Annotated in this window: 19 protein-coding genes; 14 read left to right on the top strand and 5 right to left on the bottom strand. The window is 65.3% G+C overall.

Translation table 11 applies throughout. The features are described 5' to 3' along the window. Nucleotides 1-29: 29 nt before the first annotated feature. Nucleotides 30-992: an oxygenase MpaB family protein gene (locus tag Q7514_RS27795; protein WP_330136490.1), complete on the bottom strand. Its 963-nt coding sequence runs from the start codon at nucleotides 990-992 to the stop codon at nucleotides 30-32. Between the two features lie 4 nt (nucleotides 993-996). Next, the gene (locus Q7514_RS27790) at nucleotides 997-2,529 is read right to left on the bottom strand and encodes an aldehyde dehydrogenase family protein (RefSeq protein WP_330136489.1); all 1,533 of its coding nucleotides are present in this window, start codon (nucleotides 2,527-2,529) and stop codon (nucleotides 997-999) included. Between the two features lie 203 nt (nucleotides 2,530-2,732). On the opposite strand from Q7514_RS27790, the gene Q7514_RS27785 reads away from it, so the two are divergent. After that, the gene (locus Q7514_RS27785) at nucleotides 2,733-3,428 is read left to right on the top strand and encodes a GntR family transcriptional regulator (protein ID WP_330136488.1); all 696 of its coding nucleotides are present in this window, start codon (nucleotides 2,733-2,735) and stop codon (nucleotides 3,426-3,428) included. 80 nt (nucleotides 3,429-3,508) lie between these two features. After that, nucleotides 3,509-4,378, top strand: coding sequence for an oxygenase MpaB family protein (locus Q7514_RS27780; protein ID WP_330136487.1), 870 nt, complete (start codon nucleotides 3,509-3,511; stop codon nucleotides 4,376-4,378). Between the two features lie 71 nt (nucleotides 4,379-4,449). On the opposite strand, the gene Q7514_RS27775 is transcribed toward Q7514_RS27780, so the two are convergent. From Q7514_RS27775 to Q7514_RS27765, 3 genes are read right to left on the bottom strand one after another with little or no spacing between them, the layout of a single operon-like run. Continuing rightward, nucleotides 4,450-4,926 (bottom strand): DUF4334 domain-containing protein, encoded by a 477-nt coding sequence (locus tag Q7514_RS27775; RefSeq protein WP_330136486.1) that lies wholly within the window; start codon nucleotides 4,924-4,926, stop codon nucleotides 4,450-4,452. 11 nt (nucleotides 4,927-4,937) lie between these two features. Then, nucleotides 4,938-6,047, bottom strand: a complete 1,110-nt coding sequence (locus Q7514_RS27770; RefSeq protein WP_330136485.1) for an NAD(P)-dependent alcohol dehydrogenase — start codon at nucleotides 6,045-6,047, stop codon at nucleotides 4,938-4,940. Beyond that, the gene (locus Q7514_RS27765) at nucleotides 6,044-7,327 is read right to left on the bottom strand and encodes a TetR/AcrR family transcriptional regulator (RefSeq protein ID WP_408016199.1); all 1,284 of its coding nucleotides are present in this window, start codon (nucleotides 7,325-7,327) and stop codon (nucleotides 6,044-6,046) included. The genes Q7514_RS27770 and Q7514_RS27765 overlap by 4 nt, the downstream gene beginning before the upstream one ends. 251 nt (nucleotides 7,328-7,578) lie before the next feature. On the opposite strand from Q7514_RS27765, the gene Q7514_RS27760 reads away from it, so the two are divergent. From Q7514_RS27760 to Q7514_RS27705, 12 genes are all read left to right on the top strand, one after another. Beyond that, entirely contained in the window at nucleotides 7,579-8,568 is a 990-nt protein-coding gene (locus Q7514_RS27760; protein WP_330136484.1) for an NAD(P)H-dependent flavin oxidoreductase, read from the top strand. Further along, complete coding sequence (locus Q7514_RS27755) at nucleotides 8,565-9,356, top strand: enoyl-CoA hydratase (RefSeq protein WP_330136483.1); 792 nt, start codon at nucleotides 8,565-8,567, stop codon at nucleotides 9,354-9,356. The genes Q7514_RS27760 and Q7514_RS27755 overlap by 4 nt, the downstream gene beginning before the upstream one ends. A gap of 276 nt (nucleotides 9,357-9,632) precedes the next feature. Further along, on the top strand, nucleotides 9,633-11,213 hold the full coding sequence (gene fadD5, locus Q7514_RS27750) for a fatty-acid--CoA ligase FadD5 (RefSeq protein ID WP_330136482.1): 1,581 nt from the start codon (nucleotides 9,633-9,635) through the stop codon (nucleotides 11,211-11,213). Nucleotides 11,214-11,293: 80 nt separating this feature from the next. Continuing rightward, nucleotides 11,294-12,103, top strand: a complete 810-nt coding sequence (locus tag Q7514_RS27745) for an MlaE family ABC transporter permease (RefSeq protein WP_330136481.1) — start codon at nucleotides 11,294-11,296, stop codon at nucleotides 12,101-12,103. Continuing rightward, nucleotides 12,103-12,966: an MlaE family ABC transporter permease gene (locus tag Q7514_RS27740; protein WP_330136480.1), complete on the top strand. Its 864-nt coding sequence runs from the start codon at nucleotides 12,103-12,105 to the stop codon at nucleotides 12,964-12,966. Before Q7514_RS27745 ends, Q7514_RS27740 begins: the two co-directional genes overlap by 1 nt. A 23-nt stretch (nucleotides 12,967-12,989) precedes the next feature. Beyond that, nucleotides 12,990-14,255, top strand: coding sequence for an MCE family protein (locus tag Q7514_RS27735; protein WP_330136479.1), 1,266 nt, complete (start codon nucleotides 12,990-12,992; stop codon nucleotides 14,253-14,255). Further along, the gene (locus Q7514_RS27730) at nucleotides 14,252-15,274 is read left to right on the top strand and encodes an MlaD family protein (RefSeq protein WP_330136478.1); all 1,023 of its coding nucleotides are present in this window, start codon (nucleotides 14,252-14,254) and stop codon (nucleotides 15,272-15,274) included. Before Q7514_RS27735 ends, Q7514_RS27730 begins: the two co-directional genes overlap by 4 nt. After that, a complete protein-coding gene (locus Q7514_RS27725) occupies nucleotides 15,271-16,335 on the top strand; it encodes an MCE family protein (RefSeq protein ID WP_330136477.1) in 1,065 nt (354 codons plus the stop codon). The genes Q7514_RS27730 and Q7514_RS27725 overlap by 4 nt, the downstream gene beginning before the upstream one ends. After that, nucleotides 16,332-17,447, top strand: coding sequence for an MCE family protein (locus Q7514_RS27720; RefSeq protein ID WP_330136476.1), 1,116 nt, complete (start codon nucleotides 16,332-16,334; stop codon nucleotides 17,445-17,447). The genes Q7514_RS27725 and Q7514_RS27720 overlap by 4 nt, the downstream gene beginning before the upstream one ends. Continuing rightward, the gene (locus Q7514_RS27715) at nucleotides 17,444-18,502 is read left to right on the top strand and encodes an MlaD family protein (protein WP_330136475.1); all 1,059 of its coding nucleotides are present in this window, start codon (nucleotides 17,444-17,446) and stop codon (nucleotides 18,500-18,502) included. The genes Q7514_RS27720 and Q7514_RS27715 overlap by 4 nt, the downstream gene beginning before the upstream one ends. Beyond that, nucleotides 18,499-19,710, top strand: a complete 1,212-nt coding sequence (locus Q7514_RS27710) for an MlaD family protein (protein ID WP_330136474.1) — start codon at nucleotides 18,499-18,501, stop codon at nucleotides 19,708-19,710. Before Q7514_RS27715 ends, Q7514_RS27710 begins: the two co-directional genes overlap by 4 nt. Continuing rightward, nucleotides 19,707-20,282, top strand: a complete 576-nt coding sequence (locus Q7514_RS27705; RefSeq protein WP_330136473.1) for a hypothetical protein — start codon at nucleotides 19,707-19,709, stop codon at nucleotides 20,280-20,282. The genes Q7514_RS27710 and Q7514_RS27705 overlap by 4 nt, the downstream gene beginning before the upstream one ends. The last annotated feature ends 2 nt before the right edge of the window (nucleotides 20,283-20,284 follow it).

Here is a 20,284-nt window from a genome sequence, read left to right as displayed (position 1 = left end):
TGTTCTGTGTGCGACGGCAGGGATCGGTGTCAGACGCCGAGATCCCGTGGACGATAGCCCAGCGGGTAACCGGGATACGTGCGGTTGGTGGCGTTGCCTCCCGACACCGACACCCTGCGCTTGGGGAACCTGCGCACGAGCGCGGACCGCATCCGCAGAGCGCCCTCCGACATTGCCCGCATGCGCGGTGACCCCTTGGGGAAACCGAACGCCCTGGCCATCCGGTCGTCGATCAAGGAGTACACGACCTTCTCGACGCCGGGACCGAGTGCCTTCGGGTACCACGACTTGAAGAGTTCGAGCGTGTAGGTGCCGATGGCGTGGTTGTCGTCGCTGTAGTCGAACATCTTCCGCTCGTATTCGAGCTTGAACCGATGGAACTCCTGGAACGACTCCGGGATGTCCTTGATGCCCATCCGGATTCCGACCTGCCGGTAGAAGTAGAACGACGCGAGTCGCTCCTTCGGATGCAGGCGACGCCAGCCGTAGTTGTCGATCCAGTCCAGCGGGTCGTACACGAATGTCGACAGCACATACAGCATGTCGTCGTTGTCGATCGAGTATTTGCCGTGCATGCGGTTGATGTTGCGCAGCGATTCACGTCCGCGCTCGGCGTCGTACCCGTGCTCGATGAGTTCGGCCATCAGCAGGGAGGTGTCGTCGTAACGCTTCTGCGGCCGATGCTCGAACTCGCCGGTCCGGGCGAGCAACTCGGAGATGGTGGGCACACAGTACGTACGGAACAACGCGAACTCGAGCGACCGCTGGTAGTCCCACGGGAACTCGTATCCCGCGGTGATCCGCAGGATGTCCTGATGATGGGTGACCGGGTCGAGGCTCTCGATCACCTTCAGCCAGCCGTTTCGTCCGGCCTTCGGATGCGGGTCGCGATCCGGCCCGGGGAACGTCCCGGCCTTCTCGATCCGCGCTTCGGGCGACGCGACGACGGCCGGCTTCCGCGATCGCTTCGCCCGCGGTCCTGTGGTGGTCATCGGCCTACCTTCCGTGCATGAACTTCAGCATCTTCGCGGACAGATTCAGATCGCGCTCGGGCCGCTCGAGGCTCATCAGCCTCAGCGGCGAGCTGAACCTCTCGACCGTCACGGACTTGGGCCGGCTGAACTCCCGGAGGCCGTCGGCGCCGTGGATCCGGCCGAATCCGGACTCGCCGATACCGCCGAACGGCAGCGACGGGATTCCTGCGAAGCCGAGCACCGAGTTGACCGAGACCATGCCGTTCCGGAGGCGCTCGGCCAGTTCGCGGCCCTTGGCCTTGTTGCCGATGAAGACCGATGCGCCGAGTCCGTACGACGTGCCGTTGGCCCGGTCGACTGCCTCGTCGAGGTCGCGCACCTTGTTGACGACGACGGTGGGACCGAAGGTCTCCTCGCACACCGCGCGCGACGTCTCGGGCACGTCCGTGAGGATCACGGGCTCGATGATGCGTTCGCCCACCGACTCGGCGCCGCCGACCACCGCGGTGCCACCGCTGGCGAGTGCATCCTCGATGTGGCTGCGCACGATATCGATTTGGCGCGGCAGCGTCATCGGGCCGTAGGTCGACTCGTCGCTTCCACCTGGCTCGGCCCGCTTCACGATGGCCGTCAGCTTGTCGAGAAACTCTTGGTAGACGGACTCGACGACGTAGATGCGCTCGACGCCCGCGCAGGTCTGCCCGGCATTGCCGAAAGCGCCGAACGCTGCGAAGTCCACCGCCTTGTCGATGTCGGCGTCGGCCGCGACGATCATCGCGTCCTTGCCGCCGCACTCGGCGACGAGCGGGGTGAGGGACTCGGCACACACGGCCATCACCTTGCGGGCCGTCGGGCCGGAGCCGGTGAACGCGATCTTGTCGACACCCGCGCGGGTGAGCGCAGACCCGGTCTCGCCGAGCCCGGTCACGACCTGGAGCACGGGTTGGGTCGGTGCGATGGAGTTCCACTTCTCCTCGAGCCACTTGCCGACACCCGGCGTCAACTCGCTCGGCTTGAAGACGATGGCGTTGCCGGCGGCGAGGGCGTAGGAAATCGAACCCATCGGGGTGTATACGGGGTAGTTCCATGGGCCGATGACACCGACGACGCCGAGTGCCTTGTACTCGAGCGTTGCGGCCTGGTTGAAACTCGCGATTCCCGAGGGTACCTTCCGAGCTCTGAGCACCTTCTTCGCGTTCTTCGCTGCCCAATCGAGGTGTTCGATCGCGAGCATGACCTCGAGGAACGCGTCACCGTACGGCTTGCCGGTCTCGCGTGAGACCAGCGTCGCAAGGGCGACCGCATCCTGGGCGACGGCCTTCTTGAATTCGAGGAGCCATTCGCGACGCCCGCGGAACCCCTGTGCATCCCACCAGCGTGCGGCGATACGAGCACGGTCGACTGCCTCGTCGACCGCTGCCTGATCGGCGACCGGATACTCGGCGATCACGTCACCCGAGCGAGGGTCGAGGCTGGCGAAGGTGGTGGCGGACGACTCGGCCCCGGTCTTCGAGGTAGTGGTGTTCGAGCCCGTCGTTCTGCTCTTCTGTGTCATCTCTTGACGCTTTCTGACGGATCACATCACATATATTTGATGTGATTAGCTGTAGTGGAGCTCACACTATGCGCCTTGTACCGAACGGACAAGCCCGATCCGCTCGTCCTGTGGACCGTCAGGAGAAGCACATGGCCCTACCGGCCCGCGCAACCGATGCCGTTGCTACCGATCGCGATCCATCGCGCAGGGATCGGTCCCGTATGCGTAGGCGTCCTCAGCTCTCCGACGAGGTGGCCTCCCACCTGCGCAGTGCCATCATGTCGGGCTCGTTCCGGTCGGGTGAATTCATTCGATTGGACGAGACAGCAGCGGAACTCGGAGTCAGTGTCACGCCGGTGAGGGAGGCGTTGCTCACACTTCGGGGTGAGGGCATGGTCGAGTCCGCGCCGAATCGCGGGTATCGGGTATCGCGGATGAGCGGATCGGACATCGACGACATCTTCTGGCTGCAGGGGCAACTCGCGGTCGAGCTCGCTTTGCGGGCAACCGATCACGCCGATGCCGGAGACCTCGAGATTCTGGTGGAGCTCAACGAGCGTCTGCGTGTTCGTGTGACGGCACCGAATGGTTCGACGGCGTCGGACGGAGCGCCCGACGTCGAACGTATTGCCGACGCCGAGTGGTGCTTTCACCGCGAGGTGAATCGCATAGCGAGCAGCCCGAAGCTCGCGTGGTTCCTCGATGCCGCCGCACGCGCGCTGCCGTATCGGCTGTTCGCGCGGGATCGGCAGTGGGGAGTCGTTGCCGTGCGGTCGCACGAGCGGCTCATCGCCGCGATGCGTGTGGGTGATCGGGGTGAGGTCATCACACAGACTCTCGTGCAGTTCGACGACGCCGCAGCCCGGTTGCTGGCACATCGGACACGGGTCGCCGGGGCGGCGGAAGCTGGCGAGTAAGAGCCCTTGCCTATCTGAGTACGGTCGTGCACAATTTGGATGACAGTGCAGCATCCGTACTTTCGCCGAGGAGGCGACCCATGGCATCACCAGTGGAAGTGAACGAGCCCAGCGTGGTCGAGGCCACCGTCGCCGATGGTCACGCCGCCGATCTCGCTCCGCTCGAGCGGGGTTCGGTCGATATCGCGGACTTCGTCGGTGAATCGATGCTTCTTCTGGGGGCCGGATCGACCGTGCTGCTGCAACTCGCCGACCGAGGCACCGGGCACGGCGTGGCCGACCACAGCACCACTCTCCAGCGTCCACTCGACCGGCTGCGCACGACGATGACCTATGTCTACGCGGTTACTCTCGGCAGTCCCGAGGAGCGAAAGCGGATCGTCCGGATGGTCAACAAGGCCCACGTTCCGGTGCGGTCCGAGACCTACAACGCGTTCGACCCCGAGCTCCAATTGTGGGTTGCGTCAACGCTCTACCGCAACGGCGTCGAGATGTACGAGCGCATGTTCCACAAGCTCTCCGACGCCGACCTCGAGTGGATCTACCGACAGTCCGCGGTCTACGGCACGGCGCTTCAGGTCAAGGAAGGCATGTGGCCGGCCACCCGTGCGGAGTTCGACGCGTACTGGGACAACATGATCGCGACGATGGAAGTCGACGAGAAGGTGCGTTCCTTCGCCCGCGGTCTGCTCCGCGGTGGCGACTCGCCCCTGCCTGTGAGGCTACTGATGCCGCTGCAGCGTTTCATGACCACCGGCCTTCTGCCGCAGCGCATTCGCGACGAGTTCTCCCTGCCGTGGAACCCCCGCGACCAGCGCCGGTTCGATCTGTTCTGGAAGGTCGTTCCCCCGGTGTACCGAAAGGTGCCGCGGCCGATCCGGCAGCTGTCGGCCACATATTACCTTCGCGATATGCGGCGCCGATTCGCCTCGGGCCGCCGTATCGTCTGACACCGCAACGGCGGATGCCGCCCCCGGTCGAGTCGCTCGGCGGAGGGCGGCATTCACATGTGATCGGTGAATCAGAGTGCGACGTCGCGTTCGAGGCCGAACCAGTAGTGCTCGCCGTTGTCGAAGACGAGACCGCCCTTGCCGTTCATCACGCCGATCACGGTATCGTCGTCGACCTTCTTGAAGTGGTCGAACACCGGCATCCCGTCGTACACCATCGTTGCGGTCACCTCGCCCCGGAACACCACGTCCCACAGGCTCGCTTCGCCACGACCGGTCTTCTTGTCGGAGAACAACTCCCCGTCCTCGTCCCGGCACACGAGAGGGTGGACCTCGGAGACCGAGGCGAACGACTTCCCGTACCAGTGGGCGCCGCCGAGCATCTGGTGGGTGCGATGGCCGGTGTCGAAACTGAATCCCTTCCAGCGATATCCGATCAGGTCGTCGATTCGTGCGGGCTCGAGTCGTTCCCAGAGGGCATCGAGCTCGCGAGGGTCGATCCGGTCGATGCGGCTACGCAGTGCTGCAAGCTCCTGGACAACGTCCATGTCGGTTCCTGTCAGTCGAAGGTGAGTACGGCCTTGACGACCTCACCTGCGGTTACTGCGGTGAAGGCGTCGTCGAGCTTATCGAAAGGGAATGTGCTGGTGATCTTCTCGACCGGGAAACGACCGTCGCGCCAGAATGCGGCGAGTTCGGGGAGGAAAATGTGAGGGTCGGCGTCGCCCTCGATGACCCCGGTCAGGGTGCGACCACTGAGCAGATGTGTCTGATCGATCGTGATGGGGTTCCGTCCGCCGCGTAAACCGAGGGTCGCGCACACTCCGGGGCTCGTGAGTGACGACATCGCCTGGCGGATCACTGCTTCGGATCCCACCGATTCCACCGCGTAGTCGACCCCGCCGCCGGTTGCCCGGCGCACATGACGGCCGATGTCGTCGACACTGTCGGGAGACAGTACCTCCGTCACGCCCAATTCGAGTGCCAGCGCATGGCGACGAGGGTTCGGGTCGATGCCGATGATGGTGTCGCAGCGGGCGATCCTCGACGCCATGATCGCCGCCATCCCCACCGCGCCGAGACCGAATACGGCTATCGACGAACCGGGTTCGGGCCGAAGGACCCGGAGGACGGTGCCGGCTCCGGTGGCGAGTCCACACCCGAGGGGGCCGGCGAGCTCGACGGGAACTCCCTCGGGGAGTCGAACGACGTTCCGATCGGTGGCGACCACCAGCGAGGAGAACGACGACTGACCGAACCAGTTGCCGTGAACCGGCTTGCCGGATCCGTCGTGGAACACCGAGGTGCCGTCGGGTCGTGTACCCGAATAGTTCAGCGGAGCGAATCGGGTGCAGTAGGCGGGACGGCCGCGACGACAGTTGCGGCACGTCCGGCACGAATCGAAGCCGATGACCACCGAATCACCCACGCGCAGGCCCACGACGCTCGACCCGACCTCCGCGACAACCCCGGACCCCTCGTGGCCCAGTACGGCAGGAAGCGGAATTGGAACTCCGCCGGCCGCAGCGGTGAGATCGGTGTGGCAGATCCCGACCCCGCGGATCCTCACCAGGATCTCGTCGGGCCGAAGCTCGGGGACGACAACGGATTGGATCCGGAGGGGAGCGCCGTGTTCGCGCAACACGGCTGCGCGCGCGACGCGGGTCATGAGGACACTTCCTCGACGGGAACGCCGCGGTTACCCACGAGCACCGCCATCATCAATTGCTGCACTCGACGCTGGTTGGATTCCGTTCGCCGGAAGTGCATCACCTGCCCGACGTCGAGCGAGAGGATGAGCGCAGCGTGGACGAGGAAACGGCATTCGACGGCGGAGAGATCGGCGCGCAGTTCGGCGACGATGCGTGCCCACTCCTCGATGTTCAGGCGCTGGATGTTGCGGAGATCGCTGCGATGGGCCTTCGGGAGGTTGCCGATCTCGGCGAAATAGACCGACATCAGCTCACTGTGGTCGAACGCCAACCGAACGAATACGTCCACCAGATGCTCGAGTGCCTGGTCGGGAGTGGATGATTCGGTCAGGGCCGATTCCACGGACATCGCCACGCGGTCGCCTGCGCGGTGGAAGGCTGCGGCGAGCAGATCGGCCTTGCTCGGGAAGTGCCGGTATACACCCGAGGCGTTGATGCCCGCCGCGGCGCCGATCTCCTCGATGCTCACATCGTGATAACCGCGCGCGTCGAACAGCAGAATCGCTTCGTGCAGTAACACTTCGCGCTTGTTGGACGTCGCGAGACCGGATTTGGCCTGTGGTTCTCCGGAATCCGAATCGAGGGGGACGAGCGGTGTCGCCAGAATCGAGTGGCATGCGTCGAGCAGGAGCTGGTGGAGCCGACGGTTCGACAGTGGAGCGCGGTGCGTGGTGATCGAACCGATTGCGCTCAGCAGCGCGGTGCTGAGCACGACGTCGTCGGAGTCGGTGAGATCGGGGCGCAGCTGTGCGGTGAGGTGGGCGAGGCGCCGATTGATCGCGACCATCTTGTCGCGAACCTGTAGGCCGTCGTCCTTCGACAGGTAGCGGCGTTCCCAGCGGTAGAGGCCACCGGTCCGGCGGTTGGCAATGGTGGTGCGGATCGTCGCAGACAGGAGACGGTCGAGAGTGTCGCTCGGGTCGGTGTTGTCGCCGGCGTCGAACTCGTCGACGGCTGCGCCGAGGGAGTCGGCCAGCTCGTTGACCGCATGCAGGAACAGCGCGTACTTGTTCGGGAAATGGCGGTAGAGGGCAGGACCGGAGATTCCGACGGTCTTCGCGATCTCGTCGATGCTCACGCCGTGGTAGCCACGCTCGCTGAATGCCTCGGCAGCGACGGCCGCGATCTGCGCCTTGCGGTTCTTGGGGCGGCGGCGCACCGCCGTGGTGTTGCCGGCTGTGGTCTTTCTACCGGGGTTCGCTCGTGCGCGCGCCCCGACCTGCGCGTGTTCGGCCACCCTGAACTCCTCGTCGATTGTGTCGGACCCGCGACCGATCGCGGAGAGTCACTCAACTCTAAAGGTAACAGTCGAAACCTCTGCATCGGAATGCGGTTACGGCAACGAATTCGGATCAAAACCGCAGAACACAGTGTATTGACAAACCCTGCGGTGACAACCAAAGTTAACATCGATTCTTCCTATCCACTCTGGAAGACCGGTGACGTTGGGGCGTAGTGCAGCGTCCTGCGCCGATTCGAGGAGGACACTTGAGGACCCGATTCACCGAGGCGTTCGGGGTCGAGCATCCCATCGTCCAGGGCGGCATGATGTGGGTCGGTCGTGCCGAGCTGGTCGCCGCTGTGGCCGACGCCGGCGCACTGGGTTTCATCACCGCACTGACGCAACCCACACCGGAAGACCTGGTTCGCGAGATCGCACGGTGCCGGGAGATGACCGACAAGCCGTTCGGTGTCAACCTCACCATCCTGCCGTCGATCACACCGCCGCCGTACGCCGAGTACCGAGCCGCGATCATCGAGTCGGGCGTCAAGATCGTCGAGACTGCAGGGTCCAACCCGGTCGATCACCTGCCTTTCTTCAAGGATGCGGGAATCAAGGTCATCCACAAGTGCACGAGTGTTCGGCACGCGCTCAAAGCAGAGCGAGTGGGAGTCGATGCTGTGAGCATCGACGGCTTCGAGTGCGCCGGGCATCCGGGCGAGGACGACGTTCCCGGTCTGGTCCTCATTCCCGCCGCCACCCGCAAGCTCCGGATTCCGGTGATTGCGTCCGGTGGTATCGCCGATTCACGCGGTCTCGTCGCCGCGCTCGCTCTCGGCGCCGACGGCGTGAACATGGGCACCCGATTCATGTGCACCGTCGAGTCCCCCGTGGCGCAGCGGGTCAAGGAACAGATCGTGGCGAACAGCGAGCTCGACACGAAGCTGATCTTCCGCACGCTCCGCAACACGGCACGTGTCGCGGCGAACGCGGTGAGCAGAGAGGTCGTCGAGATCGAGTCCGGCGGTGCCGAGTTCGCCGACATCGCGCACCTCGTCGCCGGTGCGCGTGGTCGCACAGTCTTCGAAGAAGGCGATATCGATGCGGGCATCTGGACGTCCGGGCAGAGCCAGGGGCTGATCGACGACATCCCGACGGTGGCCGAACTGGTCGACCGGATGATCTCCGAGGCCGAGACGATCATCACCGGGCGCCTGAACGGCATCGTCGCTGCGAAGGCCGGGGTCCGAGTATGACCGAGACGACGGAAGGAGTCGCCGTGGAAGGTGTGCGTTCGACACTCGAAGGCGGAATTCTCCGCCTCACGATCAACCGTCCGAAGCGGATGAACGCGCTCGATCTCGAAACGATGGGCGCATTGGGTGGCGCGGTGACCGCGGCCGGGGCCGACGAGCAGGTGCGCACCATCGTTCTCACGGGTGAGGGCGCCGCGTTCTGCACCGGAGCAGACCTCGCGGCTGCCGGGGCGAACCCGGCAGATCCGAATGTCGTGATGGACACCGCGAACTCGCTGATTCGCGCGATCGTCGACTCGCCCGTGCCCGTCATCGCGGCAGTGAACGGGCCGGCCGCCGGCGTCGGTGTGTCGATCGCGGTGGCCGCCGATCTCACATACGCGGCCGAGACGGCGTACTTCCTCCTGGCTTTCACCAACATCGGACTCATGCCCGACGGTGGATCGAGCCTGTTGGTCCCGGCGGCGATCGGCCGAGCCCGCGCGGCCGAGATGACGCTGCTCGGCGAACGTGTCTCGGCGGTCGACGCCGACCGATTCGGTCTCGTGGCCCGCACCCTCCCGGACAGTGAGCTCGTCGCGCACGTCGATGCAGTGGCAGCCCGCACTGCGAGCGGCCCGCGGCGGGCTCTGGCGCTCACCAAGGAGGCGCTCAACAACGCGACCCTGCCGGCCCTCGACGATGCGCTGGCGTTCGAGAAAGCAGGTCAGATCGAGCTGCTCGCCTCTGCGGATTTTGCGGAGGGTGCCATGGCCATGTTGCAGAAGCGACGGCCCAGGTTCGCCTAGAGACGGTATGCACATGTGGTGAACGGAACGGATGCGGACACGGTTCCGTACTCGCTTCTGTTCGATCGCCAAATAGCTGTTCATGGGCTATTTATCGTGCATCATCCCGGAGGGTGTGCTGGGTGTCGACCGAGGATGTTCTCGGTCGATACCCATGAGAATCTCCGTTAACAAAGATCTGGTCACAATCGGAGTTTGCCTGTAGGGTGCATCACACCGGAACCCGGCAATTACCGCGCCCTTCGTCCCGAACCTCCTGTCTCGAGAGGACCGTCGATGGTTTCCCCCTCTGTCTCGGATGCCCACCGCTACCGCAGCAACAATTGGAACAACCAGGTCGCGCGTCACGCGCTGATGACGCCCGACCGCACTGCGTTCCGTTTCCTCGGCGAGTCGACCACCTGGTCGCAGCTGGACGAGCGCATCGAGAAACTTGCGGATGCGCTGTCGCGTCGCGGCATCGGATTCGGCGATCGCATCATCATCCTGATGCTCAATCGCCCCGAGTACGTCGAGATCGTCCTCGCAGCCAATGCGGTCGGAGCCATCGCGGTACCGGTCAACTTTCGTCTCACCGCATCCGAGGTTGCGTTCCTCGTGGCGGATTCCGGAGCGAAGGCGATCGTGGCCGAGGGCCCGCTCGTGCCGCTCGCTGCTGCCGCCCGGGCTCAGTCCGAGGGTATCGACCTGGCGATCACCATCGGCGCAGAACCCGAGGGTGACGCGGTGTCGTACGACACCCTTGTGGCCGAAGAGGGCGACCCGCACCCGCAGGTCGATATCCCGAACGACACCCCGGCGCTGATCATGTACACCTCGGGCACCACGGGCCGACCGAAGGGCGCGGTACTCACCCACTCGAACATGGAAGCTCAAGCGCTCACCTGCATCCGGGCGTTCCAGCAGTTCGACGAGTCCGGCATCGGCTTCTGTGCCTCGCCGATGTTCCACATCGCTGCGCTCGGCTCGATCGCACCGAGCCTCATGCTCGGCACCAGCACCGTGATCCACCCCGTCGGCGCATTCGACCCTGGTGCGCTGCTCGACGTGCTCGAGGCCGAGCAGGTCACCAGTCTCTTCCTCGTGCCGGTGCAGTGGCAGGCCGTGTGTGCCGCACAGCAGGCGAACCCACGCAAGCTCGCTCTGCGCAACATCTCGTGGGGTGCCGCGCCGAGCTCCGACACCATTCTGCGCGCCATGGCCGAGGCCTTCCCGGACGCATTCAACGTCGCAGTGTTCGGCCAGACCGAGATGTCGCCGATCACGTGCGTGCTCGACGGCGCGGACGCGATCCGCAAGCTCGGTTCCGTCGGTCGCGTCATCCCGACGATCCAGGCACGAGTGGTCGACGACGAGATGAACGATGTCGCCCCCGGTGAGGTCGGCGAGATCGTCTACCGAGGCCCCACCATGATGCGCGACTACTGGAACAACCCGACGGCCACGTCGGATGCCTTCCACGGCGGATGGTTCCACTCCGGCGATCTCGTGCGCGTCGACGACGAAGGCTTCGTCTACGTCGTGGACCGCAAGAAGGACATGATCATCTCCGGCGGCGAGAACATCTACTGCGCCGAGGTCGAGAACGTCCTCTTCGGACATCCCGCGATTCTGGAGGCAGCAGTCATCGGCCGGCCCGACGCGAAGTGGGGCGAGGTCCCCGTCGCGGTCGTCGCGCCGAAGCCGGACCACGGAGATCTCACCCTCGAAGAGCTGCAGCCGTACTTCGACGAGCACCTCGCGCGCTACAAGCACCCGAAGGAGATCGTGATCGTGGAGGCGTTGCCGCGCAACGCCAGCGGCAAGGTCGTCAAGGGCGATCTGCGGGGCGGACTGTCCGCAGTCACGCAGGGCTGAGCTCCGAACGCAGGGGACGAACCGGACGCCGGCCGTCGAGCCCGGGCATGTGAACAGTAGGCACCGAGGGGGTGGGGAACGTGGCATTCGAGCTACCGAAGGCGAAAGGCCCGGCGCACGATCTTGCTATCCAGATCGGCGCGTTGGTCGGCTTCTCGCTCGAGACGCTCGTAGCCGCGTTCCGTGTCGTCGTCCAGCGGAAACTGTCTCTGGGGGAGACGATCACGCAGGCTCTGTTCATAGCAAGGGTCTGCAGCGGACCGTCACTGCTGCTCATGTTGCCGATCGGCGTGCTCATCGCCGTGTCGGTGGGATCCCTCGCCGGACAGCTCGGCGCCGGCGCCTATTCCGGCGCGATCGTATCGTTCGTCGTCGTGGGGCAGGCCGCGGCACTGGTGGTCGCGCTGATGCTCGCCGGGGTCGGTGGTTCGGCGATCTGCGCCGACCTCGGTTCGCGCACCATCCGCGAAGAGATCGACGCGATGGAGGTCTTGGGCCTCAACGTGATCGAGCGCCTCGTCGTGCCGCGGCTCATCGCGGCGGTGCTCGTGTCGATGATCCTGTGTGCGCTCGTCACGGTCGTCGGTATCGGCGCCTGCTATCTGTACGAGATCTATCTCAACGACGGGTCCGGTGGAGCATTCCTCCGCACTCTCTCGGAGTACGGACGGCTGTCGGACTTCGCCATGGCGATGGTCAAGTCGGCCTGCTTCGGCGTCACGTCGGCTCTCATTGCGTCGTTCAAGGGGCTCCATGCCAAGGGCGGTCCGAGTGGTGTCGCCGACGCGGTCAACGAAGGTGTGGTTCTCGCCTTCATCATGGTGTTCGTCGTGAATACTGTTCTGTCCCAGATGTATACGGTGATGGTGCCGGCCGTAGGTGCGTACTGATGATCTCGTACTCCACCGCGACCCGGGTGCGTTCGACGGCAGGACGGCCGGTCACCGCCGTCGTCGACGGATGCGCCGAAGTCGGCCGCCATGTCGTCTTCGCTTTTCGCGCGATAGCGGGTATCCCGACGGCGCTGCACCGGTATTTCTCGCATGTCCTACGCCACATCGGGGAAGTCAGCTTCGGGTACGCGTCGCTGTTGGCCGGCGGTGGAACGATCGGCATCGTGCTCGCGATGTCCGCTGTCGCCGCCATGATGGTGGGTGTCGAAACCCAACGAGGTCTCGAACTCATCGGCATGACCTCGCTGTCGGGGATGCTCTCCGCGATCGCCAACACCCGCGAACTCGCTCCGGTCGTCGCATCGATCGCGTTGGCCGCCAAGGTCGGTACCGGCTTCACCGCGCAGCTCGGCGCGATGCGGATCTCCGACGAGATCGACGCGCTCGACGCAATGGCAGTGAGATCGGTTCCGTTCCTTGCGAGTACCCGCCTCATCGCAGCCGCGGTGTGTGTCATCCCGATCTACATGGTGGGTCTGCTGGGTTCCTATGTCGCGACCCGCCTCGTCGTCGTGAATTTCCAAGGAAACTCCGCGGGCACCTACGACTACTACTTCCACCTCGCATTGTCGCCGACCGACCTCTGGTACTCACTCACCAAGGCCGTGGTCTTCGCGATAATCGTCGCGATCGTCCACTGCTCGTACGGGTTCTACGCCTCCGGCGGGCCCGAGGGTGTCGGCCGCGCCGCCGGACGTGCATTGCGCACGAGCATCCTCGCGATCGGGATCACCGATGTGGTCCTGACGTTCGCGCTGTGGGGTCTGGTTCCGACGATCCCGGGGGTCGGGCTGTCGTGACGACCACTGCCACCGTCGAACGAGTGAGAACCGAGAGCCGGACCGGGATGCGACGCAAGAACCGGACCGAAGGGCCGAGCAAGGGCGTCCTTGCCGTCATCGGTGCGGTCGCGTCCGTCGTCCTGGTCGTGGTCGGTGGGCTGCTCGTGGCTTCGGGCGCGGGTTCGCTCTCGCGTGATCCGCAGGTCACTGCGACGGTGCCGGCCGAAGCGGGCCTGATCCAGGGTGCCGCGGGTGTGCAGTACCAGGGGGTACATGTCGGTTCCGTCGTCGGTATCGATGCGGGGGTCGCCAGCTCTCGCCTGACCATGCAGCTGGGCCAGGACCGGATCGCCGAGATCCCCGCGTCCGTCATGGTGCGGATCGTGCCGCGCACGCTGTTCGGCGACGTGTTCATCGAACTCGTCCCGCCGGAGAATCCGGCGATCGGCCCGCGACTCTCGGGTGGCGACGAGGTCACCGTCGATACGTCGGACGAGGCCGTGCAGCTCGCCAACCTCTACTATCGTGCCGCCGACCTGCTCGAACAGTTGCGCCCCGAACAGCTGGCCACCGCGCTCGACGCCGTGAGCCAGGCTCTGGAGGGTCGCGGAGAATCCCTGGGCGCGACGATCGACAGGATGGCTGCACTGACGGAGGACCTGGGCCCGCTGGTCGACGCCGGTATCGCAGCGGCGCCGCAGATGGCTGCCGTGGCCGAATCGATGTCCGCCGCCACCGACGATGCCATCACGGTCATGCAGAACGCCTCGGAACTGTCGCGGATCGCCCTCGCGCACGAAGACGGGATCGCCCGTCTGCTCTCCGGCGGTGCAGCACTCGGAACACAGGGAGCCGACCTCCTCTCCTCGAACACCGACAACATGATTGCGGTCGTGCGCAACGGAGCGCCGGTCGTCGGAGCCTTCGCCGGCAACACGGAGGGGCTCGACGAGACATTGAGATACCTGGGGATCTTCGGTGAAGCGGGCGCGCGAGTGTTCTCGACCGGACGGTTCAACATCACCGCCATCGCCGATCTCGCCGACCCCATGCCGTATACCAGCGCGGATTGTCCGAGATACCCCGGCATGGAGGGGTCGAACTGCGGCGCCCCGGTCCAGACCTCGGCGACCGCCCGCCGGCAGGTGGTGTCGGCCGCCGAGGAGAGCGCGCCGCTCGGATTCCTCGAGCAGATCTCCGCGAGCGTCGACCCCGCCGACCCTGCAGCGCTACTCCGTGATCCGTCCACCGCGGCCTCGGTCCTTCTGGGCCCGCTCGTCAGAGGGGCGGCGGTGAGTATTCGGTGAAGTCGAATATCGGACAGGGGATCCAGCTCGCCGGGTTGTGCATGGTCGGAGTGCTCGCGGCGGTCGTCGTCGGTAACACCCTGGAGCGCCCCGTCATCGGATCCACCAGCGAGTACGCCGCGGAGTTCACCGACGTCGAAGGCCTCACCCCCGGCAGCGACGTCACACTCGCGGGCGTGCGTGTCGGCCAGGTGTCGAAAGTGAGATTCGAACCGCAGGTAGATGGCACCTCGCGTGCTGCAGTCGAATTCGAGATCGAGTCCGGTCACGAGCTCACCACCGACGTACTCGCCGATATCAACTACGGCGACATGATCGGTGTCCGGTACGTCGCCCTGAGCCTGCCCGACGGCACATCCGGCCAGGTGCTCGAACCGGGCTCGACGATCCCGATCGAACAGACCACGCCCCCCGTCGACCTCACGGCCCTGCTCAACGGGTTCAAGCCGCTGTTCGAAGCGATCGAACCGGCACAGATGAACTCATTGGCGTCCTCGGTCGTCGACGCATTCCAAGGGCAGGGTGCGACCCTCGAATCCCTGCTCCTGCACGTGGCTTCCGTCAGCACCGACATCGTCGAGCAGGAGCAGGTCCTGGGTGATGTCATCGTGAATCTCGAACAACTCGCGACGGTGGTCGACCGCCGCAGTGATGAAGTATCGCAACTCATCTCGGGCATGAACGTGGTAGGACAGGCGCTCGCGGGCGACACCGAGCAGTTCGCCACCCTCATCGACCGCGGCTCCTCGGCGGTGCGATCCACGTCGGTGCTGATGTCCGGTGCCATGGCGCCGCTCGATACCACCGTCACCGACCTGCGACTCATGACCGATGCCTGGATTCCGCAGACCGACGAGTTCAACCGATCGATGGCGCTGCTGCCGGAACTCGGACACAAGATCAACAGGATCGGCGACTATGGTGGCTGGCTCAACCTCTACATGTGCAACTTCACGATCGAATCGAACGACTTCGAGGCGAACATCTTCGGGTCGACCTATTCGGAGGTGTGCCGATGAGCCGGTTTCGGCGTTGGACGTCTCGGTGTATCGCACGGACACTTCGTGACACATTCGCCGCGATCTTCTCGGGCCGGCACGATCGCAATGCGAACCCGGTGGTGCTGGGTGTCGCCGGTATTGCGTCGGTCGCAGTCCTCATGCTGGCGGCGCTGGCAGCTCCGACGGTGACCTACTGGCTCCGCACGGATTCGTACACCGCCGAACTCGCCAATGCGGCCGGTCTGAAGCCGAACGACCCCGTCTACGTGGCCGGAGTCCCGGCCGGGCGGGTCGAGTCGATGGAACTGTCGGGTGATCGCGTGATCGTCGACTTCCGAGTGGATCGGTCGCAGAACCTCGGCGACCGCACCACAGCAGAGGTGAAGCTCAGGACTGTCCTCGGCAAGCTGTATCTTTCGCTGAGTCCCGCCGGAGCCGGTGAACTCGACGACGGATTGATTCCGTTGGCGCGCACCGGTGTGCCCTACAGCCTCGACGAACTCGCCACCGATGCCGAGCGCGTGGCCGACGGACTCGATGTCGGGGGGCTCGAGGCGATGATGCAGACCCTCGCCGACACGATGCCCGCAGATTCGGAGCAGATCGCCTCCGCACTCGCCGGGGTGGAGGCGACCTCGCAGATGCTGGTTCGCAACGACGCACGGATCACGTCCCTGCTGAAGGCGTCGAAATCACTCACATCGATCGTCACCGAGCAGAGCGAAGACGTTGCCGCGCTGGTGGAGAACTCGACCGCGGTGGTGAGCATCCTTACCGCCAGAAAGGAAGCGCTCTTCCAGCTGGTGGAGGATCTTCGCGCACTCACGGAGTCGGCCGCGACGTTCCTGACCGACAACTCCGACGACCTGAACGGGCTGATCGTGAACATGCGTTCGGTGACCGACACACTCGCGGCGAACGCCGGCAACATCGACCGTATCCTTCTCGAATTCCCGTCGGCCCTACGCGCAGCCACCAATGCCGCGGGTAACGGGACGTGGGTCGACGTCCATGCGCCTGCCGGGCCGATTCCGGACAATTTCCTGTGCTCCATCGGAGTGATGGAGGGTTGCAAGTGAATCCGGCTGTGAAGACGTGGTCGATCCGCGGTGTTGCCATCGTGGCGGTGCTGGCGTTGTGCGCTGCCGGAGTGTGGTACGTCGTGGGTCCCGACCGGACCCGCACCGTCACCGCACAGTTCGCCACTGTGAGCGGGATCTACCCGGGTAGTCATGTCGCGGTGCTGGGCCTTCCCGTCGGTACCGTCGAGGAGGTGCGTCCCGCCGGGACGCACGTCGAGGTGACGATGAGCGTGCCGTCCGACATCGCTCTGCCCGAGGATGTCTCGGCGTTCGTGATGAATCCGTCCGTCATCAGCGACCGGTTCGTCGAGCTCGCGCCCGCCTACCGCGACGGAGCGCAATTCGGCGACCGCGATGTGATTCCCGTCGAACGCAGCCATTCTCCGATCAACTGGGACGAGATGCTCGAGAGCATCGATACTCTCGCCGCTGCGATGGGCCCGGAGGGCGGCGACCTCGGTCGTACACTGGAGGTATCCGCCACCGCCACAGAGGGTCTCGGCGAACAGATGAACCGGGCGATCATCGCGCTCGGCCAAGCGACATCGGTGGTCGGCGCCAAGTCGGAAGACATAGGCGAACTCATCGGCGACCTCGGGACGGCCGTGCATGCGGTGAATTCTCGTGAGGGATCGCTCGAAGCACTCGTCGACGGCGTCGCCGAGCTCGGTGAGGAGCTTCAGCGGCAGAACATCGATGTCTCGGCACCGATCACGCAGCTGACCACGATCCTGGATCAACTCGACACTCTCCTCGCCGAGCGTGGTGGCGACGCCCGAGAGCTCATGGCGAATGCCCGCACCCTCACCGATACCTTCGCCGCGAACGAGGTGGGATTCGCGGAACTGTTCGACGTCCTGCCGCTCGCCATGCAGAACATCGACCAGGCGATCGGAGAGAACGGGCGTGGCCGCATCCGGTTGAACATCTCGACGCAGATCAGTCAGTTCCCGCGCGCGCAGGAGTTGTGTGCCCGCGAACCGCTGCCGCTGTGCACCGGTGCAGGCTTCACGAATCCGATCACCGTGCCGTTCGACCTGTCCGATCCGTTCGAGGACCTTGTGCCCGAGTCGCTGGATCGTGCGCTGGGCGAGGGAGGCACGCGATGATGCGGAGTAAGACCGTGGTCGTCGTCCTGGTCGCGGCGGTCGGGCTGCTGACCTCCGGCTGCGGGCTGGGCTTCCAGAGTCTGCCCATGGGCCGGACCGGTCCCGGCTCCACCTACACGGTGACCGCGATCTTCGGAAGCGCCGATCGCGTCGACCTCGGTGCCGAGGTCCGCGCGGGGCAGGCCATCGTGGGCCGCGTGAACTCGATGTCGACCGACGGTCGGCAGGCCTTCGTCGAACTCAGCATGACCGAGTCCGTGGATCTGCCGGCGAACGTCGGTGCGTCCGTGCGACTGCAGTCGGCACTGGGTAGCCCGTACATTCGGATAGACATGCCGGACGAGGCGTCGAAAGAACTGCTCGCCGACGGAGACACCATCACCCGGACCGAGCTCGGCCCCGACATCGAGAGCACCTTCGCGATGCTCGGCAACGTCGTGAACGGTAGTGGACTGGACCAGCTCCGCACCATCACCACCGAACTCGATGCGGCCTTCGGTGACCGTGGGACGTCGATCCGCACGATGCTCACCGAGCTCGACTCCACCATGGCTCTGGCCGACGAGAACACCGAGTACCTCGAAAGGACGCTCGCGGCCGTCGATTCGGTGACCGCGCGGCTTGCGCAGCAGCAGGAACTGATCGACAACGGGATCGCCGACAGCGCTGTACTGATCGGGCTCCTCGCCGCGCAACAACAGGACCTCCGGACATTGGTGTCGAGTACGGCGACAGCCGTGTCGTCGATCGACACGGTCATGGCCGACGAAGCCACGATCGGTGTCGCGGTCGACGACCTCGCAGAGATCACCGCAGGAATCCGCGACTTCAACACGACGGTGGGGTCGATGCTCGTCGATGTCAACGACTTCATCACCGGTTTCAACTCGGCCGTGCGGGGCGACTACCTACTGTTCGACGGCGCTTTCGACATTCCTGCCGCGATCGACCTGCTCGTGACCGGCGGTGTGCCGCCCGGCGCGGAGACCGACGCACCGCCGCCGACCGACATCGCGTCGAGCCTGACCGATCTGCTGCAGGGGGGAATCGGATGACCCGCCCCGTTCTCATCCAGCTGGTCGCGTTCGTGCTGGTCGGTGTCTTCGCGACCGCGTTCGGCGTCCGGTACGTGCTGGGCCCGCAGAGCTTCGGCGGTGCCGTCGAACTGACGGCGCAGCTGGCCGATGCACGCAGCATCGGACCGGGCACCTCGGTCACCTACCGCGGTGTGGCGGTGGGGACGGTCGAGTCGGTCACGATCAACTCGGGCGGCGTCGGGTCGACAGCGGAACTCTCGCTCGACCCCGGAACGCAGATCCCGGTCGGTAGCGTCGGCCGGGTGTCCACTGCAACGGCCATCGGCATCCTTGCCCTCGATATCGAGCCCGAGACCGCGGACGGGCCGTATCTGCAGAGCGGCGACACGCTCGAGGTGCCGGAGGAGATGCAGGGAATGCGTCTCGACGAGTTGCTCGTGCACATGACCGAGCTGATCGAGAGTGTCGACGCCGATTCGATCGTGTCGCTGGGCGACACCTGGGGCACCGCGCTGCGCGACACCGGTCCGGAACTGCAGGCACTGATCGAGAACGCCGACGCTCTGTCGACGATGGTCGCAGAACGCGCGCCGACCATCGCGACGCTGCTCGACGAAGGCCTGGGCCTGGTCGACTCACTCGCGCGCAATTCGGAGGGGTTCCCGGGCTCGATGCGTGCGTTCCGTGACGTGTCGGACCAACTCGTCGGGAGCAAGGAATCGCTGGTGTACTTGCTCGATCGGTCGCCCGATGCGCTTGCACGCACCGAAGAATTGTTCGCCGGTACGAAAGACAACTTCGGCGTGCTGATGACGAACCTCGTCACGATCGGGGAGGTGGCCGGTCCTCGGGCGCCGGCGGCCTCCGCGCTCCTCGATGCGATGCCGGCGACGCTCGCCGACCTGTCCGGCATCGTCAAGGGGGACCGCGCCGACTTCTCTCTGGTCGGGACGCAGGGGCCGGTCTGTGTCTACGACACTCAGCGGATGACGGTCGGTGACGAGAGCCCGCGTGAGCCCAACCGGACGCTGTACTGCCCGCCCGGAGAAGATCTCTCTCAACGCGGCGCACGTGTCGCTCCGAGGCCGAACGATCTGGGCCTGCAGGCACAGACCACTCCCGGGAGCGTGGTGGGTCCGGACATGGCGGACGATCCGCTCCTGATCCCGACCGGGGTCGAGGCCCTGAACTACTGGCAGAAACTCTTGGAAGGACTCGGGCAATGACCGACGAGGACCCGACCCGAAAGTCGGCGGACGCCGCGACCGAAGAGTCGGCGCCGGCGAGGGCCGATACCGACGAATCGGATCAGCGGCCCACACGACGCTCCGGAATCGGACGGGCGGTGGCCATCGCGGTGATCGTGCTGCTGGCGGTCGTCGCCGGCTTCTTCGGATACCGGTGGTGGCAGGCAGAGCAGACCGATTCCTTGCGTACCGAGGCGGTCGACACCGCTCGGGAGTACGCGACGACCCTGGGCACCTACGATTACCGGTCGTTCGACGATTCACTCGAGGCCGTGGCCGCGGCCTCCACCGAGGAGTTCGCGGCGAAGTACTCGGGCGTCGCGGGCGACCTGCGAGGACTCGTCGAGAACGGGCAGGGCTCGTCGGTCGCGACGGTCTCGCACGCCGGCCTCGAGACGCTCGACGGCGACACCGCCACGGTGCTGGTGTTTCTCGATCAGGACGTCAAGAACGTCGTCGTCCCCGAGGGACGAAACGACGCAACGAGGTTCCTCATCACGTTGAAGCGCATCGACGATAGGTGGATGCTCGACGGCGCCGACGCGAAGTAGCG

This window comes from Rhodococcus artemisiae (genome assembly GCF_036327795.1).
Taxonomy (GTDB): domain Bacteria; phylum Actinomycetota; class Actinomycetes; order Mycobacteriales; family Mycobacteriaceae; genus Rhodococcus; species Rhodococcus artemisiae.
This window is presented reverse-complemented; position numbering and strand designations above follow the sequence as displayed.

What these genes read in the sequence shown, in the direction of transcription:
- Q7514_RS27715 (WP_330136475.1), top strand. Translation starts at nt 17,444, where the DNA reads ATGATGCGGAGTAAGACCGTGGTCGTCGTCCTGGTCGCGGCGGTCGGG.
- Q7514_RS27770 (WP_330136485.1), bottom strand. Translation starts at nt 6,047, where the DNA reads ATGACCCGCGTCGCGCGCGCAGCCGTGTTGCGCGAACACGGCGCTCCC.
- Q7514_RS27725 (WP_330136477.1), top strand. Translation starts at nt 15,271, where the DNA reads ATGAGCCGGTTTCGGCGTTGGACGTCTCGGTGTATCGCACGGACACTT.
- Q7514_RS27755 (WP_330136483.1), top strand. Translation starts at nt 8,565, where the DNA reads ATGACCGAGACGACGGAAGGAGTCGCCGTGGAAGGTGTGCGTTCGACA.
- Q7514_RS27740 (WP_330136480.1), top strand. Translation starts at nt 12,103, where the DNA reads ATGATCTCGTACTCCACCGCGACCCGGGTGCGTTCGACGGCAGGACGG.
- Q7514_RS27780 (WP_330136487.1), top strand. Translation starts at nt 3,509, where the DNA reads ATGGCATCACCAGTGGAAGTGAACGAGCCCAGCGTGGTCGAGGCCACC.
- Q7514_RS27795 (WP_330136490.1), bottom strand. Translation starts at nt 992, where the DNA reads ATGACCACCACAGGACCGCGGGCGAAGCGATCGCGGAAGCCGGCCGTC.
- fadD5 (WP_330136482.1), top strand. Translation starts at nt 9,633, where the DNA reads ATGGTTTCCCCCTCTGTCTCGGATGCCCACCGCTACCGCAGCAACAAT.
- Q7514_RS27710 (WP_330136474.1), top strand. Translation starts at nt 18,499, where the DNA reads ATGACCCGCCCCGTTCTCATCCAGCTGGTCGCGTTCGTGCTGGTCGGT.
- Q7514_RS27705 (WP_330136473.1), top strand. Translation starts at nt 19,707, where the DNA reads ATGACCGACGAGGACCCGACCCGAAAGTCGGCGGACGCCGCGACCGAA.
- Q7514_RS27790 (WP_330136489.1), bottom strand. Translation starts at nt 2,529, where the DNA reads ATGACACAGAAGAGCAGAACGACGGGCTCGAACACCACTACCTCGAAG.
- Q7514_RS27775 (WP_330136486.1), bottom strand. Translation starts at nt 4,926, where the DNA reads ATGGACGTTGTCCAGGAGCTTGCAGCACTGCGTAGCCGCATCGACCGG.
- Q7514_RS27785 (WP_330136488.1), top strand. Translation starts at nt 2,733, where the DNA reads ATGCGTAGGCGTCCTCAGCTCTCCGACGAGGTGGCCTCCCACCTGCGC.